Origin of the sequence: Capnocytophaga sp. oral taxon 323, assembly GCF_001278825.1 — a bacterium.
Taxonomy (GTDB): domain Bacteria; phylum Bacteroidota; class Bacteroidia; order Flavobacteriales; family Flavobacteriaceae; genus Capnocytophaga; species Capnocytophaga ochracea.
Genome location: NZ_CP012589.1, coordinates 2290324 through 2308422, shown reverse-complemented (window position 1 = coordinate 2308422; position 18099 = coordinate 2290324). Strand labels below are relative to the sequence as shown.

14 protein-coding genes are annotated in these 18099 nt (G+C 39.6%); 9 read left to right on the top strand and 5 right to left on the bottom strand.

Annotated elements, in window-relative coordinates; all coding sequences use genetic code 11:
• Positions 1 to 14: 14 nt before the first annotated feature.
• The 5 genes from AM608_RS10065 to AM608_RS10045 form a co-directional block, all read right to left on the bottom strand.
• A complete protein-coding gene (locus tag AM608_RS10065; RefSeq protein ID WP_009417658.1) occupies positions 15 to 1235 on the bottom strand; it encodes an RNA polymerase sigma factor in 1221 nt (406 codons plus the stop codon).
• A gap of 1 nt (position 1236) precedes the next feature.
• The gene (locus AM608_RS10060) at positions 1237 to 1581 is read right to left on the bottom strand and encodes a YciI family protein (protein ID WP_002666814.1); all 345 of its coding nucleotides are present in this window, start codon (positions 1579 to 1581) and stop codon (positions 1237 to 1239) included.
• Positions 1582 to 1730: 149 nt separating this feature from the next.
• Positions 1731 to 2735, bottom strand: coding sequence for an MBL fold metallo-hydrolase (locus AM608_RS10055; RefSeq protein ID WP_053581655.1), 1005 nt, complete (start codon positions 2733 to 2735; stop codon positions 1731 to 1733).
• A 186-nt stretch (positions 2736 to 2921) separates the two neighbouring features.
• The gene (locus tag AM608_RS10050; protein ID WP_053581654.1) at positions 2922 to 3491 is read right to left on the bottom strand and encodes a hypothetical protein; all 570 of its coding nucleotides are present in this window, start codon (positions 3489 to 3491) and stop codon (positions 2922 to 2924) included.
• Between the two features lie 296 nt (positions 3492 to 3787).
• On the bottom strand, positions 3788 to 4750 hold the full coding sequence (locus AM608_RS10045; RefSeq protein ID WP_053581653.1) for a transporter: 963 nt from the start codon (positions 4748 to 4750) through the stop codon (positions 3788 to 3790).
• Positions 4751 to 4920: 170 nt separating this feature from the next.
• On the opposite strand from AM608_RS10045, the gene AM608_RS10040 reads away from it, so the two are divergent.
• The 9 genes from AM608_RS10040 (at position 4921) to uvrC (ending at position 17983) form a co-directional block, all read left to right on the top strand.
• Positions 4921 to 5913, top strand: coding sequence for an outer membrane beta-barrel protein (locus tag AM608_RS10040; RefSeq protein ID WP_053581652.1), 993 nt, complete (start codon positions 4921 to 4923; stop codon positions 5911 to 5913).
• A 6-nt stretch (positions 5914 to 5919) separates the two neighbouring features.
• A complete protein-coding gene (locus AM608_RS10035; protein WP_053581651.1) occupies positions 5920 to 6741 on the top strand; it encodes a carboxypeptidase-like regulatory domain-containing protein in 822 nt (273 codons plus the stop codon).
• 105 nt (positions 6742 to 6846) lie between these two features.
• Positions 6847 to 7314: a DUF192 domain-containing protein gene (locus tag AM608_RS10030; RefSeq protein ID WP_009420227.1), complete on the top strand. Its 468-nt coding sequence runs from the start codon at positions 6847 to 6849 to the stop codon at positions 7312 to 7314.
• 87 nt (positions 7315 to 7401) lie between these two features.
• Positions 7402 to 7941: an RNA polymerase sigma factor gene (locus AM608_RS10025; protein WP_053581650.1), complete on the top strand. Its 540-nt coding sequence runs from the start codon at positions 7402 to 7404 to the stop codon at positions 7939 to 7941.
• A 3-nt stretch (positions 7942 to 7944) separates the two neighbouring features.
• Complete coding sequence (locus tag AM608_RS10020) at positions 7945 to 8631, top strand: hypothetical protein (protein ID WP_053581649.1); 687 nt, start codon at positions 7945 to 7947, stop codon at positions 8629 to 8631.
• A gap of 14 nt (positions 8632 to 8645) precedes the next feature.
• Entirely contained in the window at positions 8646 to 9710 is a 1065-nt protein-coding gene (locus AM608_RS10015) for a hypothetical protein (protein ID WP_053581648.1), read from the top strand.
• A gap of 570 nt (positions 9711 to 10280) precedes the next feature.
• Positions 10281 to 14522, top strand: coding sequence for an alpha-glucan family phosphorylase (gene glgP / locus AM608_RS10010; RefSeq protein WP_053581647.1), 4242 nt, complete (start codon positions 10281 to 10283; stop codon positions 14520 to 14522).
• 204 nt (positions 14523 to 14726) lie between these two features.
• Positions 14727 to 16094 (top strand): OmpA family protein, encoded by a 1368-nt coding sequence (locus AM608_RS10005; protein ID WP_009420233.1) that lies wholly within the window; start codon positions 14727 to 14729, stop codon positions 16092 to 16094.
• 98 nt (positions 16095 to 16192) lie between these two features.
• Positions 16193 to 17983, top strand: coding sequence for an excinuclease ABC subunit UvrC (gene uvrC / locus AM608_RS10000; RefSeq protein ID WP_053581646.1), 1791 nt, complete (start codon positions 16193 to 16195; stop codon positions 17981 to 17983).
• Positions 17984 to 18099 lie beyond the last annotated feature (116 nt).

The following is an 18099-nucleotide window of genomic DNA, read 5'->3' as shown; positions in this document are numbered from 1 at the left end:
GAGTTCTTTAAATCTTATTTCACTAATTGTTCTATCTGTTTTTGCAGTGTTGCTCGCTCGTTAGCCGATTTAGAAAGAGCAATCGCTTTTTGGTAGTGAGCAATTGCTTTTTGGTTATTGATATCAGTATACAAATATCCTAATAACTCGTGGTAGTAACGATTGTCTTGTAGTCCTAATTTTTCAGCTTCTACAATAGCTTTTTCTTTGCCGTACACCTTGCCGTAAGCAAAAGTCCTGTTTAAGGCTATTACAGAAGAATATTCAATGATAATGAGTTGGTTATATAGGCGGAGAATATACTCCCACTTATTTTCATCGGTAGGGGTAGTATGCCAATAGGCAATACCAGCTTCTAAGTGATATTTAGAGATTTGAGAGTCTTCGCAGGCTTTTACTAAGTAATAGTTGCCTCTGTGTATGAGTTCTTTGTCCCATTTGCTTTTATCTTGTTGTTCATAAAGGGTGTTTTCACCTGTGGTATTGATACGAGCTTCAAGTCTGGAACTTTGGAAACACATCAGCGATAAAAGAGCATTCACTTGTGGTGTATCAGTTTGAGGGTGCTCGGCAAGTAAGAGCGTAAGACGTAAGGCTTCTTTGCAGAACTCCTTTCGTATAAACTGATTGTTAGTTTCGGAAAAATAGCCTTCATTGAAAAATAAGTACAAACAGCGCAGTACAGTTTCTAATCGGGCTTGTATATCGGATGGGCTTACGGTTTTGATTTGAAAATGATGCTCTCTAAGCTTGTTTTTAGCCCTAAGAAGTCGTTTTTTTATAGTTTCAGTATTGGTGAGTAGGGCATTGGCAATCTCTTCTACTGTAAAACCACAGAGTATTTGCAAAGCCAAACTTATTTGTGATTCTACAGAAATAGAAGGGTCACATATATTGAAAAGCATTTCTAACTGACTGTCGTTTATTTCAGAAGTTTCAAAGGTAAGTTCTTCGCTTTTCTCAGTAGGTGTAAGTGTCTTTTTTACTTTATCTTCAAATATAGCTACGTGTTTTTCATAGTCCCTAGCTTTGTTTTTAGCGACAGTGTAAAGCCATGCAGTAGGGTTAGCAGGCAAGGGCTGTATTTCCCATAATTCATAGGCTTTTAAGAAAGTATCACTCGCAATATCTTCAGCAATCTCCAAATGAGAAAAGCCAAAATGGCGACATAACACTGCCACCATTTTAGCGTATTCTTTTCGAAACAAATCGGATAAAAGTTGTGAGTGAGGCATTTTAATCTCTTTTTAGCACTTCACGTACTTCAATACTGCCACCTACTTGTTCAAAAATAGGGTTGGCTTTAGCCATTTCCACTGCTTCATCAATGTTTTCAGCTTTTACTACCACATAGCCACTGATAAACTCTTTAATTTCGGTAAAAGGTCCATCGGTTACAACCTTATCGGCTTTGATAGTTTTGGCACTACCAGCGATAGGCAAAAGGGTATTGCCTTTGTCGGCTAATTTGTTTTGTGAAGCGATACCTGCAAGCCAGTTCATACGTTCTTGCATTTGCTCGGGAGTAGGTTTGAAATCAGCGATGTTGTTCAAACGAAAAATTAATACAAAATCTTTCATACATTTTTAAATTTAATATTATACCCCTATAACGATTGAATTTCCTCTATGGGGACAAAGATAGTAAAAATTAACAAATAAAAAACTCCCCGTGATGCGAGCTACATAGGCTGTTTGCATACGAGGATTTTATTTGTAATATGTTCTCGTTAAATGATTACATCTTCAGGAGAAGCATAAGAAAAAGGCACCCATCGGTAGTCCTTCTCTTTGCCTATATATCCCAAACCAGGGAAAGGTAAATGCCCTGCAAGAATAAGTGTATGCTCTTTGTAGCAGTTTTCGAGTACGCGTAGGCGTGTGTGAATACCTTGCTGATAATCAGTATCCCACAACACACCCCAATCGGGTTTAGCAATGAGCAAAGGCGAGTGAACCGTATCGGCTAAATGCTTTAACGAACGTCCCTCTGAGATGATAGTTACAAGCGTATGCCCCGGCGTATGTCCTTCGGCTAACTCGGTTTTTAATATCCCAAAAAGAGTATCACCTGCGCTGAAGAAGTGCAGATGATTGCCAAGAGCTTTGAGAATATTGCGCGAATAGTTTAAGTATTGTTCTAACTGCTGAGGAGTTCTCTTATATTTAGTTTTAGAAAAATCGGGATTAGGTGATAGCCAAAAGTCGTATTCCTTTTTGTTGATATAACATTGCGCATTAGGGAAAGTGAGTTTGCCATCGGGAGTGGTAAGTCCCCCAATATGGTCGCCGTGAGCGTGAGTGATAAATACATCAGTAATATCAGAAGGAGAAACACCTATCCTTATGAGATTTTCGGGGAGTCTTCCTATATTGGTTTTCCCAGAATGTTTGCCATTACCTGCATCGATTAAGATATACTTATTAGCCGATTTTATAAGCAATATATTCACCGACATCTGCATCAGTTCGGGGTTGAGATACAGTTTTTGCATCTGGTTTACAAAGTCCTTTTTAGGTATTTGAGGGGCAAAGATAGATTGAGGAGGAGTGACGTTCATATATCCATCAGATAGGAGAAAGAGCTCCAAATCTCCCAATGTAATTTTAAGGCTACATCCTGTTGCTACAACATTGCTGTCAGTAGTTTTTTCAGGTAAGAAACTCATTAGTGACGGAACCGCTAAAAGTCCCCCACTGAGGACAGTGGTTTGAAAGAATTTACGTCTATTCATAATATCGATTAGCTTTACTTTATTTATTGATGACACAAAGATATAAAATAATTGACAATTAACCATTGATAGTTTACAAAAATCCCCGTGGTGCGAGCCACACAGGCTGTTTGCATACGGGGATTTCTTTTTCTCATTTGCTAATTCCCTAATTCTCTAATTCCCTAATCTGCTAATTTCCAATCCTTACCTTTTACCTAAAAATTTCTCTTTGGCAACTCTATTATTGGGTCTATCGAGCGCTGTAACTACTATCTTACTACCTGAAAGGGCAGGGTTCAGGGCAGTAGTAGCGTATTGCCAAATGTCAGCGGTAAGTATGGCATTGCCTTCTTCAACGGTTTCCTCACCGTGCGATATCGTTACTTTCACCTGAATAACCTTAAAATTATCACTTACTTCAATGGTTATAAGCTCTCCTTTTTGGGTACCTGTATAGGCTTCGGCGTCGATGTGTCTGATTTCAGGAGTTTTGAGGTAGTCGGACACTGCCATATTATAAGCGTTGATAACACTTCGTCGTTTAGCCTCTGCTGTATATAAGTCTTTCAGAACAGGGTCTTGCAAAGCGTTTTTGGCATAGGTGCTAGCAAGCCTAAATCGGTTATTTTGCGAAATGAGAGTAGGGTGAGTAGTAGGCTTTCGGCGGGGTTTAGCAACAACAATAATCTTATCGCCTACTCTGCGGTATACTACTTGGTTACCGAGTTTCCCCGAGATGCCTTGCATTGCTAAGTTGTCTTTTATTTTAGCCATAGGTCTATTAGTTAATTTGTCCTTTTGTTAATTAGTACTGCAAAATTATAAAACATTTACTGAATTAGCAAATGTGCCCATCTGCTCTTCGGGTTAAGACTGTTTATCGTTCGGTGTAGAGCCACTGTAGACCCACTGTAGACCCACTGTAGAGCCACTGTAGACCCACTGTAAAGCCACTGTGGGTTCGGTATAGCTTCGGTGTAGATAGCAATAAAATTCTCTGTATGATTTTAATAGGTAAATATACGAATTTTCATTTTTATAAAACGTTTACTTAACCTTATTTCAAAGGGTTAAGCCTTATACTTCCCTCTTTTCCAAATTTCTACTGAGTTGATAATGTTCTGCCACAAAATATAACAACCAGGACCTACGGTAGAAAGAGGGTGCAGGTAGGTGGTAGCTATCCAAATGGCAAAAGCCGTATTTTTTTGTCCTAAGGCTTGTCCTGCCTCAATCGAAGCTTCAAAAAACCGACCTATATACCGTCCAATAGCGTATTGCATTAGGCATAATAGTAACCCCCAAAAAGCAATGAGCAATAAAAAACCTATCCCCGATTGTGCGTGGAAGATATTTTTAAGAGTCGTACCGGTAACTATCATCAGTGAACAACCCCAAAGATAGAACGAGAGGTCGGGAATGTGTATCAGCCATTGGTGAAAGCGGTGAAGTTGTGGTACAATCTTGGTAAGTAGTGCTAAGAGCATAGGCACAACCAACACCAAACACACTTTCTGCATTATGAGCGAGAATGCAGTCCAAAAAGTAAACTCCGATGCAGGTTCTATCAGCGGGAAACAAATCGGAATCAGTAGGGCGCAAAGCAGATTAGAGAGGAAAGTGTAGGTGGTCATCTGTTCCAAATTGCCCCCAAGTTTTAAGGTTACTACGGCTGCAGCTGCGGCACAAGGGGCTATCACACAAGCAAGAATGCTCTCCAAGAGTATCAACTCCTTCCCACCAATCCGAAAATAAAGAATCACCCCTACAATCGCTGCTACCAAAACAATTTGGAAGAGACTTGCCCAAAAGTGCCATCGTACAGGCAACAACTTCTTAAAGTTTACCTTGCAGAAAGTAACGTACAGTATCAGGAACATAAACAGAGGCAGTATAGTGTCGAACGTAGGAGCAAGTTTTTGTGAGAGAGTATCCAGCGCAGGCACGTAGTAAAATATGAGATATACCAAAGCGCCTATGCCCATAGAAATAGGCAGTGTCCAATTCTTTATAAAACGAATGAGTGTAAGCATTTTAAATTTACCGATGAGCTAATGATTTAAGGCTACAAAAGTACAAATAATTTGCTAATCAAACTGCCTGTACAACTCGTATTTAAAATTTCTAATTTGTCAATTTACTGATTTCTCTCTATCTTTGCCCTCAATTTACCGATTGTTAATGAACAAATTAAGACATTTCTATGAAACAGCTTTTATCACTTATTGCTATCCTTTCAGTATCAACTCTTTTGGCTCAAAATCCTTTTGAAAAAGAAATCTTGCAATCTAAGTATACTATCGATTCTATAGTAGCAACCGAAAAACTACTTCTTTACAAGAGAGAAGCCGCCGTTCAGCAGTCGCTAAAAGAGGGCAAGATTACCAAAGAGCAAAGTGCAAAAATGCTCAAAGAGATTAAGGAAGCAAGCGAACTGAGCACTAAACAGAAAACCTATAAAGAAGGCTTACGTCTATCTGCTCTTATCCAGCAAAAGGCTACTGAACTCAGTATGGACACCCTGCAAAAAAACGCAACGCTCGATAGTCTTATATCTACTGAGCCAAAAGAGAACTATATACAAACTGTTCAACAGTTAGATTCATTGCCCAATAAATATAATGAAAATAAACACGGAGTTACAGTAGCTATTCATTTGGCTATCGGATTACAGTCTGTAACCAATGATAAAACTTACTTTAACCCCTATTTAAATACAGAATTAGGACTTGTTTTTACCTCTCAATTGTATAAAAAGAAACAACTTTCCCTCAATTACGGCTTAGTGTGGCAAAGCAATAGACTGAACATAAAAGGTAATAATTATCTCATTTCAGAAAATGGTGACACAAAATTAGTACCTTTTTCTAAGCCTTTAGACCGAGCTAAACTGCGTGTTAATTACCTCATCTTGCCTATTGAATTACAAAAGAATTTTAAGTCAAAAATACATATAGGAGGAGGCGCTTACTTTGGCGCACTCATCGATGTAAACCAAAAGATAAAATACACTGAGGGAGACGACCATTTAAAACTATTTCTCCGCAATGGTTTGAAAGTAAATAAATTCACCTACGGACTATCAGCTCAAGTAGGCAACAAATGGTTTTCGATTTATGCTAAATACAGTTTAGCTCCCTTATTCGAAAATAGTCCTAACAATATACACCCTTTTTCAATAGGTATAAAATTTTAGTAGAATATGACAAAACGTTTCCTCTTTTTCCAGCTGATACTTTTTGCGCTCCCTTGTTTTGCTCAACAAAGGGTGGTAAACAAGCATCACGAGTCTGTTGAATACGTAAATATAGGCATAGTAGGCACCAATAAAGGTATTATTAGCGATGAAAATGGTTACTTTTCGCTCGAAAAGCTCGGGGCAAAGCCCACTGATAGCATTTATTTTTCACATTTGAGCTATCAACATAAAGTATTAGCTTATCGTGATATCAAAAAAGAAGTGCAACTCACCGAAGCAGTAATTAACCTTCCCACTACTACCCTAACAATGAAAACACCTAAAATACGCTATGTAAAAAGTAAAGGAGTAACTACTTTTTTTACTCTTTACGGCGAAATGAAACAGTATTTTCAGCAACACGGTGGCGTCCTCTCAGAATTAGGCGATTTCATTTCGCTTTCTAACGACACTCAGCTTACCGAGTTCAGTATTGAGATTAGGAAAAGTACCTTTTATATGGCAGTCTTGCGTGTAGTAGTGTACCAAACCGATAAGGAGCACAAAAACTTCACTCCGCTTATCAAAGAACCTATTTACATTCATTTATTTCCTTCTGATAACCCACAAACTTTCACTCATAAACTATCAGTATTAGTACCCAAAGGCGAAATGTGGGTAGGTGTACAGTTTGTGGAAGTGAGAGGTAAAGATGATGCTACTATTACCTTCAACGCTACTACCAACAAGTGCTGGTTACGCTTCCCTGATAATACAATCAGGCAAGTGAATGGAGGCTTCGGAATTCCCTTTACTGTAAAAGGCTACGACATCATCAAACAATAAAGACCAACTTTGCCAAAGTTAAATAATTTGCTAATTAGCAAATTTTCTAACTATTTTCCAACCTTTTTATTTTTTCTTCGTTTATAAGGGCAAATTGGAGGACTTATGAAAAAGAAAATATTTACATCTGCTAAACTATTGTTGATGGGAGTTATCCTATTGTGCTACCTTGTTTTTAGCGCTTGTTCAGCACTCACGCTTGAGTTTGAAGAGAGGGACTTGACCATTACAAATCTTGACGGCAAGACCATTCCCATAAGAGTTGAGCTTGCTCGCTCCATACGAGAGATGTCAAAAGGTTATATGGGGCGTGAGAATATTCCCGAAGGAACGGGTATGCTTTTTATCTTTAAAAGAGACGAAAAGTTAAGCTTTTGGATGAAAGATACGCCTACTCCCCTTTCTATTGCGTTCATTAACTCGAATGGCGAAATTCGCGAAACACGCGATATGACACCGTTCAGCCATCAAAGTGTGGACTCATCGGAACCTGTGCGTTATGCTCTTGAAGTGCCTCAAGGATGGTTTAAAAAAAACAACATAGGAAAGGGCTGTACAATCAAACTGCCGTAACCGATGAAGTTGAACAATCTCCTGTTTTTCTACATCGTACTTAATCTGAACCTTAAAAAGAATAAATCATTCATCATTTAAAGAAAAATGCAAATCGACCATCGTCTCATCGAGAAAGCTCAGCGCAACGACCGCTTAGCGCAAAAGCAGTTGTACGACCAGTACGCTCCTGCTTTGCTGAGTGTGTGCAGGCTGTACATTAGTGATTTGCAATTCGCCGAAGATGCCTTACTGAAAGCCTTTTTCAAGATATTTACCAGTCTCTCTAAATATGAAGAACAAGAGCACTTCTATGCGTGGATACGCAGGATTACTGTAAATGAATGTATAGATTTTCTCAAAAGCAAAGCCCAAAAGCTATCCTTCACCGATTGGAGCGATACTTACGACACTATCGACGAGAGTGATTTAGACAATGAATCTTTTAACGATGAACAAATACAAGCCTTTATAGATAAACTTCCTTCTGCCTGTCGTACCGTTTTCAATCTTTATGTGTTTGAAAATGAATCTCACAAGCAGATAGCAGAGAAGTTAGGTATTAGTGAAGGCACTTCTAAATCGCAATTGGCTTATGCCAAAAAACTTTTACAACAATACGTTACAAACTATAAAAAAAGAGCTTAAAAAATGTGGAAAGATAGCATACAACGCCTATTTAGGTATCGGAAAATTATCCCCTCGCCTACTCTATGGGAACAGTTAGAGACGCAATTAGCCGAGAGTGAAGCCCAACAAGCAAGGCAGAATAGCCGAAAAGTGTGGTATTACGCCATAGCTGCCTGCTTGCTATTGTGCCTCGGGATAGGGTATTTGTTACAACAGCAACAAACCAATACAACCCCTGAATATCAATCGCAGAAAGTAGTAGTTGTAACCACAGAAAAAGAAAATGTATCATCTGTTGGTACTACTATCACTCCTACTACGATAACCGAAACTCCCAAAGTTCCCATAGTCCAAAGGACTCTTACAACTTTGCCAGCTGTTAAGAGTTCCATAGCTTCTCCTGCCCTCCTCGATATCAATGAGGTAGATACTCTTTTTGCCGAGTATACTGCTGATGCTATTGAAACCAGAATTACAAAACAAATGGAAAAGCAAATAGCAGGGGATTTACAGCAACTATCGGCAGAAGATTTAGCTCTTATCGCTACTACTCAAGCTCAACTCAACCAATATGTAAATCAAAAATACGAGCAAGATGCTACTTTTAACACCATTGAAAGGGACTTGCTTAGAAACAGGGTAAAACTATTAGCTGAAAGGCTACTAAAAGAAGTAGGAACACGCGTTGTTTTAAACAATAAAGACTAAAAATAAATATCAAAATGAGAACATTACATTTTTTATGGGTGATTTGCTTGTTGGCGACAAGCGTCACCTTCGCACAAGACCATTCCAAAGAAGCTATCAAAAAATCGAAATACACGATAGACTCTATTGTATTTGCAGAAAAAGAAACGCTCAAAAAGAAACTTTCAGCTGTAAATCAGTTGCTCAAAGAGAAGAAAATCAGTGAAGAACTGAGTCAGCAGATGAAAGAAGAGCTCACGGCTACTACCGAGAAGAATATCAAAGAAAAGACGGCTGCTGAAGCCGAACATTTAGCGAAACTCATACGTGAAGGAGCGACATCAGCCTCCACAGAAACCCAAACCAATACGGTTACCACAGCTAAATCGGATGCGTATAAGCGCGCAATGGAAGAATTAGAAAATATTTTCCGCAAGAAGGAAGAGAAAAAAGTGAATACCAATCGTGCCTTAGACGAAATAGGGCTTTATATGGCAATAGGGTTTCACAACCTAAACAGTAGCAATGGCTTTGGTGATAATCGTTTTAAACCCTTAGGTTCTAAATCGTTTGAATTGGGCTTTACATCAGGGTTTCGCTTGCTTAAAACGAACAATTTGTTGCATATCAACTATGGAATTGCCTGGATGCACGACGGGCTCAAATTCAAAGAGAGCGAGTACTTTGTAAGAGAAAACGGTGTAACAAAATCGGTGGAGTATACCGCTAATAAACTTAACAAATCGAAATTGCGCACCAATTACCTCATCGTGCCTGTGGACTTCGAATTTGATTTTACACCTCCTAAAACTAAGAACGGAGTAACCATTTACCCTGTTCACGACAGTTTCAGAGTAGGTTTTGGGGGTTATGTAGGGGTATCTATAGGCAACAGTCAGAAAATAAGATATGACGATGGTTCTATTCATAAAAATGTTATAAGAGAGGACTTAAATATCAGCCCTTGGGTATATGGACTTTCGGCGCATTTAGGATATAAAAGTTGTGTGCTTTACGCTCGATATAGCCTCGCTCCTCTTTTCCGCAACAATCCTGTAAACGAGTATCCTTTTTCTATAGGGATACGTTTTGGAGATTAAAAGATTTGTTTTATATCTCTTAGCTAAAATTTATTTTCCTGAAAATAGTATTATAATCAAAAAACTTTGTACCTTTGCAACGTTGCTTGTAAAGGTACTTTTTTGTTTGGTATAAAAAGTAGCCTTTTGGACGATTCAAAAGATAACGGAGGATTTCAGAAGTAGTGTAAGAGGATTTTTGATGAAAAAAGGGTATTGGAAGGGTGTACTTAGCTTATAGGGAGCTTATAGGAAGCTTATACGAATCTTGGACGATTGGTATAGAAAGGGTATATAAGTGATTGACTCATAACACAATACAACAGTGCTAAAAATGTTAAAAACGGGGTTTCGAGGCGAAAGAAAGAGAATCCTCACCCCGATCACATACTCTCCTATTCGGAGACTTCTCCCAAGGAGAGGGGGAATAGGGACGAGTGACGATTGACGAATGGCAAATAACAGATGAAGAAGATAATATTAAAGAAGGAACTGAAATGAGGGGAAAGCGATTGAGAAATGGTATTGTTTGAAACTAATGATACATAAAACATCTAAAAATTGACAACTAACGACTAAACACTAAATATAATGACTAGTACAAAGAAAATTAATCCCGACTATGTGTTTGAAACCAGTTGGGAAGTATGTAACAAAGTAGGAGGTATTCACACGGTGATTACCACGAAAGCTCCGAGTATTGCGAAACAATTCAGAAGGAAATATATTCTGATTGGTCCCGATATTTGGCAACACAACGAAAATAAAGAATTTGTAGAAAACCCCGAACTCTTCAAATCGTGGCGTGCTAAAGCAGCTTCTGAGGGCTTACGCGTGCGTGTGGGGAATTGGAAAATAGAAGGCAACCCCATAGTAATTCTCGTAGATTTCTCTCATTATGTAAGTGCCAAAAACGAGATTTTGCGTTATTATTGGGATAACTACAAGCTCGATTCTTACAACAGTCCGTGGGATTACGTAGAGTCGGTGCTTTTTGGTTATGCAGTAGGGAAGGTGATTGAGAGCTTTGTGAAGTTCAACACTGCTTCACGCGAAAACGTGATTTGCCATTTCCACGAATGGATGACCGGTAGTGCGCTACTCTATCTGGAAGAAGAAATGCCTAAAATAGGTTCGGTATTCACTACTCACGCTACCGTAGTAGGTCGTGCGATTGCCGGCAATGGTTATCCGCTCTACAACGATATGAAGAACTACAAACCCGAAGAAATGGCCTATCGGTTTGGGGTACAACACAAGCACTTCCTCGAAAAAGAAACTACCAAAGTAGCCGACTGCTTCACTACGGTAAGCGAAATTACTGCCCAAGAAGCGTTGCACTTCCTCAGTAGAAAAACTGATATCATCACGCCTAATGGCTTCAACGACGCCATAGTACCAGCTGAAAAAGATTTTGATAAGAAGCGTGCAGAAGCTAAACAGCGTCTTATCAGCGTGGCACAGGCTTTGGTAACCCAACCTATTAGCAAGGATACCAAAATTGTAGCTATCAGCGGTAGATATGAGTTCCGCAACAAAGGTATCGATGCCTTTATTGATGCCTTGGGAGCACTGAATAGGAATTCTAATAACAAGAAAGAGCTTTTGGCTTACATCTTAATTCCTACAGCTCACGATGCGCCTAACCAAGGATTGCTAAACAATTTGCACAACCCTCAGCAAACTACCGAAAACGAACAAAAGCACCTTACCCATATTCTCCCTGATGTGTATCACGATGTGATAATGACTCGTATTTATGAGCAACAGCTCTTCAATAGGAAGGAAGATAAGGTGAAAGTGATTTTCTGTCCAAGTTATCTCAATGGCAACGACGGGGTGTTCAACCTTTCTTATTACGACTTGCTCATCGGGTTGGACGGCACCGCTTTCCCTTCGTACTACGAGCCTTGGGGCTATACACCGCTTGAAAGTTTGGCTTTTAAAGTGCCTACCATTACCACTACTTTGGCAGGTTTTGGCAAGTGGGTGAACGATTATTACCCCGAAAAACAAAAAGCGATAGAAGTAGTACCGCGCACCGATAGCAACTACGGTGAGGTAGTAGGCGCGATTGCTAAGAATATTCAGAATTTATTAGACAGGAAAGAACAAGACTTCCAAGAGCTTCGTGAAACAGCAGGTAAAGTATCAGAAATCGCTCTGTGGAAGAACTTGGTACAATACTACATAAAGTGTTATGAACTCACTCTTGAAAATATAGAGGACAGAGTGGAGAGTCTGCCTCCGGTAGAAACTGATGGGGTGGCATATCTAGAGAAATCGAAGGTGGTGAACACGCCTAACTGGCGCAGTGTGATTATCCACCGTGCAATTCCCGAAGCCTTACAACCGCTCGAAGAACTCGCTAAAAACCTTTGGTGGTGCTGGAATGACGAGGCTTACGAAGTTTTTAAATACATAGATAAAGCCCAATGGATAGAAGTGCGTAAGAACCCTATTGCATTGCTGGACAGCATCTCACTTACTCGTTATAAAGAATTGGAGCAAGATGCGGTATTTATGCGCAATCTTTCGAAAGTATATGGTGATTTCCAAGCCTATATGGCTAAGAAATCGGAGATGGTAAGTCCGTCTATCTCTTATTTTAGTATGGAATACGGCTTACATTCTTCCTTGAAGATTTATTCAGGAGGTTTGGGTATCTTGGCAGGCGATTACCTAAAAGAAGCCAGCGACAAGGCAACCAAAATCACTGGGGTAGGGTTGTTATACCGCTATGGTTATTTCACTCAAAAACTATCTTCAGCAGGTAACCAAGAAGCCGACTACGAAGCACAAGATTTCTCGAAGATACCGGTAACGCCTGTAACAGATGAGAGTGGAAAATGGTTGATTATATCAATAGATTTACCAGGTAGAACCCTATATGCACGTGTATGGCGTGTGGACGTAGGTCGTATAGAGCTTTATCTTCTCGACACCGATTTTGAGAACAACCGCGAAGACGACCGTTCTATCACCCACCACTTGTATGGAGGCGACTGGGAAAACCGTCTTAAACAAGAAATGTTATTAGGTTTAGGAGGTATTAAGATGTTGCGCAAGCTAGGTATCGACAGTGATATTTACCACTGCAACGAAGGGCACGCTGCCTTTATAGGGTTGGAACGCCTCAGCGAGTATATCCAAAACGAGAACCTTACTTTCTCGGAAGCGATGGAAGTGGTGCGCGCTTCGTCACTCTTTACTACTCACACCCCAGTACCCGCAGGTCACGATGCTTTTGAAGAAGGCTTATTACGCGCTTATTTAGGTAATTACGCCGATATATTGCACGTGAATTGGGAACAAATACTCGCTTTGGGTAAAATAAACTTACAGAACCCACACGAGAAATTCTCGATGAGTAACCTCGCAGCGAACCTTTCGCAAGAAGTAAACGGTGTGAGCTGGCTACACGGTGAGGTAAGTAAAGAAATCCTCAAAGACTTGTGGCCAGGTTATATGCCTGAAGAACTTCACATTAGCTATGTAACCAATGGGGTACACCAACCTACGTGGACAGCTGGCTTGTGGAAAGAAGTAGAAAACGAGGTGTTTGGCAAAGACTACAAAACACACCACTACGACCCTAAGAGCTTTGAGGGTATCTATAAGGTATCTGACCAACGCGTGTGGGAAATCAAAACGGCTCTTCGTTCTAAGCTCTTGCGTCGTGTAGAACAAAAGCTACGATTAGAGAAAAACACCCCTTATTTCTCTCCACGTCAGTTAGTGGAAATCAAAGAGAACTTACGCGAAGATATCCTTACCATTGGTTTTGCACGTCGTTTTGCAACCTACAAACGCGCTCATTTGCTCTTTACCAATATAGAGCGTTTGGATAAAATAGTGAACAATCCTGAGCGTCCTGTACAGTTTATCTTTGCCGGTAAAGCCCACCCTGCCGATAAAGCAGGACAGGATTTGATTAAGAATATTGTGGAAATCTCGAAATTACCACAGTTCTTAGGCAAGATATTATTCGTTCCTAACTACGATATGGAGCTCGCGCGCCATATGGTACAAGGGGTAGATGTATGGATGAATACCCCTACACGTCCGCTAGAAGCCTCAGGAACCAGTGGTGAAAAAGCTGCGATGAACGGGGTAATGCACTTCAGCGTACTTGATGGTTGGTGGGTAGAAGGGTATCGGGAAGATGCCGGTTGGGCTCTCCCTATGGAACGCTCCTACGAAAACCAGCAGTATCAAGACGAAATGGATGCAGAGACGATTTACAACATTATTGAAGACGAGATAGCTCCTATATTCTATGATAAGAATAAAGATGGCATCTCATCACGCTGGTGTGCACTCATCAAGAATACCATTGCCAAAGTAGCGGTAAACTTTACCACTACTCGTATGCTCACTGATTACGAAAAGCAATACTATTACCCAATGACTGAGCGCGTAACCAAGATTAAAGACAATCACTTTGCAATCGCTATTGAACTTTCGAACTGGAAACGCAAAGTAACTCAAGAATGGGATAACATAAAGGTAGTGAGCTTCAAAGTGCCTAATCGCAATGAGCAACTCATTTCTATTGGCAAAATATACAAAGGTGAAATTACCTTAGAATTAGGAGAATTACGCCCTGAAGACGTAGGAGTAGAATTGGTAGTAGCCCAACATAAAGACGATAAGTTTAAAGTACTCTCGACAAGTGAGTTTACAGTAGTGGCTCAAGAAGGCAACAAAGCTACCTATCAATTGGAAATTGCCTCAGAATATCCAGGTGCTTTGCACTTAGCAATAAGAATTTTCCCAAAAAATAATTTATTGCCACACCGCCAAGATTTCGCTTTAGTAAAATGGTTATAACAAATAAATAAGTATTTCATTTTAAAGTATATAGGAAGAAAATAAGCAAATATATAAAGGTTAAAAAACCTCTATTTTGGAGAGATTAAAAAGAATAAGAAATGTTAAAATTAATAAAAAAATATCTCTAAAATGATTTTGTATTAAAATAATACTTATATTTGCACCAAAATTAAAATAGTAATCAAAATTCATTTTTTAAGTATGAAGAAAATCAAAGTAACTTTATTTGCTTTAGCTGCTGCTTTTTCAGTGGCAGTTCAAGCACAAGATGAAGACAGTCCTTGGCAAATAGGATTTGGAGTGAACTCCGTTGATATTCGTACCCCTGATGCATTCGGGGACTTAATGAAAGACTGGGGAGGGCCAAGCGATATCAATATCCTTCCAGCAGTTTCTCGTCTTTCAGTAGGTAGATATATCGGAGCTGGTTTTTCTGCTGAATTATCAGGTTCTTTAAACAAAATCGAAAAAGGATTCGGTTATGTTAAAGACGGAGAAAAAGTAGATTTATCTTTCTGGTCTGCAGACTTAGCGTTGCAATACCACTTTAAATCTCTTTGGAACAAAGAGAAAGTAAAATGGTTTGACCCATTCTTACAAGTAGGTGGTGGTTATGCCGCTATTGACAACGAAGGTAAATTCCGCGCCTTAGGTGGTGGTGGTGTAAACTTTTGGTTTACCGAAAACATCGGTATTAACTTGCAGACAGCTTACCACCCTACTTTCCAATCTGATTCAAAAGTGGACTACTTCCAACATGCTGCCGGTATTACCATTAAATTTGGTAAAAAAGACCGTGATAAAGATGGTGTAGCTGACAAAGATGACCTTTGCCCAGATGAACCAGGTAAACCAGAATTGAAAGGTTGCCCAGACCGCGATAATGACGGTGTAGCTGATAAAGACGACGCTTGTCCTGATGAAGCTGGTAAACCAGAATTGAAAGGTTGCCCAGACAGAGACAATGATGGTATCGCTGATAAAGATGATGCTTGTCCTGATGAAGCTGGTCCAGCTGAATTTAACGGATGCCCTGATACTGATGGTGATGGTGTGCCAGATAACGTAGACCAATGTAAAGACGTAGCTGGTCCTAAAGAAAACAATGGTTGTCCTTGGCCTGATACTGATGGTGACGGTGTTCTTGACAAAGACGACGAATGCGTAGACGTACCTGGTCCTGCTTCTAACAACGGTTGTCCTGAAGTAACTCAAGAAGTTCAAAAGAAATTGAATGACTTCGCAAAAACTATCTTGTTCGATGTAAACAAAGCTACTATCCGTCCTGAATCAGCAACTGTATTGAACCAAATCGTTGACGTATTGAACCAATACAAGAATTCTAAATTCTCTATTGAAGGTTACACTGATATCAGTGGTAAGAGAGCTAAGAACCAAAAATTATCAGAAGATAGAGCTTATTCAGTTAAAGCTTACTTAATTGATAAAGGTATAAACCCTGCTCGTTTGACTGCAAAAGGTTTCGGTCCTGATAAACCAATCGCTTCTAACAAAACTAAGAAAGGTAGAGAGCTCAACCGTCGTGTTGAAATCAACTTAGTAAAATAGTTGTTTCTCTAACCCTTTTGTTACACATAAAAAGAGGTTGCCCGTAAGGACAACCTCTTTTTAATTATTAATTATCAGTTATTAATTACTAATTGTTTATGTTTCCTTCTATCGAAATTCAATTGCAAACCTTACCTAATAATCCTGGTGTCTATCAGTTTTACGATGCTACGGACACGCTTATTTATGTAGGGAAAGCCGTCAATTTGAAAAAGCGCGTTTCTTCTTATTTCCAAAAGGAACACGACAGTGCCAAAACACGTATTTTGGTGAGGAAAATTGTGCGTATAGAACACATAGTCGTAGCTACCGAGAGTGATGCATTACTACTCGAAAACAACCTTATCAAGAAATACCAACCGCGCTATAACATTCTCCTAAAAGACGACAAGAGCTATCCTTGGATATGTGTGAAGAAAGAGCGATTTCCACGCGTATTCTCTACGCGTAGGGTAGTAAAAGACGGTTCGTTGTACTTTGGCCCTTATACCAGTATGAAAACCGTACACACACTTTTAGATTTGATAAAAGAGCTCTTCGCTTTGCGCAATTGTAATTACGATTTATCTCCGCAAAACATCGCTAACCACAAGTTCAAAGTGTGCTTGGAATATCATCTGAAAAATTGTAAAGGACCTTGTGAAGGATACCAAAACGAAGCAGATTACAACCAGAATATTCAGCAGATTGTAGAAATCCTCAAAGGGAATTTCAAAGATGCATTACATCAGTTTAAAGAGGAGATGATGGCACTGGCTTCGGAAATGCGATTTGAAGAAGCACATCTCATCAAGCAAAAGATACAGAGTTTAGAGAACTATCAGGCAAAATCGACCATCGTAAGTAGTAAAATTAGCAATGTAGATGTATTTTCTATCGTTTCGGACGAAGAGTACGGTTATGTAAATTTCCTACAAGTAGCCTACGGAGCGATTGTGAGAGCTCATACTTTGGAGATTAAAAAGAAATTGGAAGAAACCGATAGAGAGCTCTTGGAATACGCTATTATTGATATTCGTGAACGTTTCTTCTCTAATTCCAAAGAGATTATTGTGCCTTTTGAGGTTACTCTTTCAGAAGGATTACAAGCGACTATTCCTAAGGCAGGTGAGAAAAAACAACTCTTAGACCTATCGATGCGCAATGCCAAACACTTCCGTCAAGATAGATTCAAGCAGGAGAAAATAGTAGACCCCGAACGCCATACGAACCGTATTCTCACCCAGATGCAACGCGACTTGCACCTTTCTGTCCCTCCGGTACATATTGAGTGCTTTGACAACTCGAATATTCAGGGTACGAACCCCGTATCGGCGTGTGTAGTATTTAAGAATGCGAAGCCAAGCAAAAAAGACTATCGCCATTTTAACGTGAAAACTGTAGAAGGCCCTAACGATTTTGCCTCGATGGAAGAAGCCGTATATAGACGTTATCGGAGATTGTTGGACGAGGAGCAACCTCTGCCACAACTGATTGTAATAGACGGCGGGAAGGGACAATTATCTTCGGCATTAAAAGCCTTAGAGCAATTAGAACTGCGCGGAAAGATAGCTATTATAGGTATTGCGAAGCGTTTGGAAGAAATATATTTCCCTGAGGATAGTATTCCATTGTATTTAGACAAGCGTTCGGAAACCTTGCGAGTGATACAGCAGTTACGTGATGAAGCTCACCGTTTTGGGATTACCTTCCACCGGCAAAAACGGAGTAAATCGGCTATTGTATCGGAGCTTGATGGAGTAGAGGGCATAGGAGAAAAGACTAAAGAAGTACTCTTACAACATTTTAAATCGGTAAAACGCGTAAGAGAAGCTACTTTAGAGGAGCTTACCCAAATAGCAGGCTTTAGAGGTAAGAAAGTATATGAATATTTCCAGAGTCATAAATAAAAACGAAGGCTTTATCTGTTGCTAATTACAATTTGTTTCATACCTTTGGAGCAAGTTCTATTATAGAAATAATCTATGGCGAAAACAGTAAACAGCTCAGCTGTAATAGCTTTATA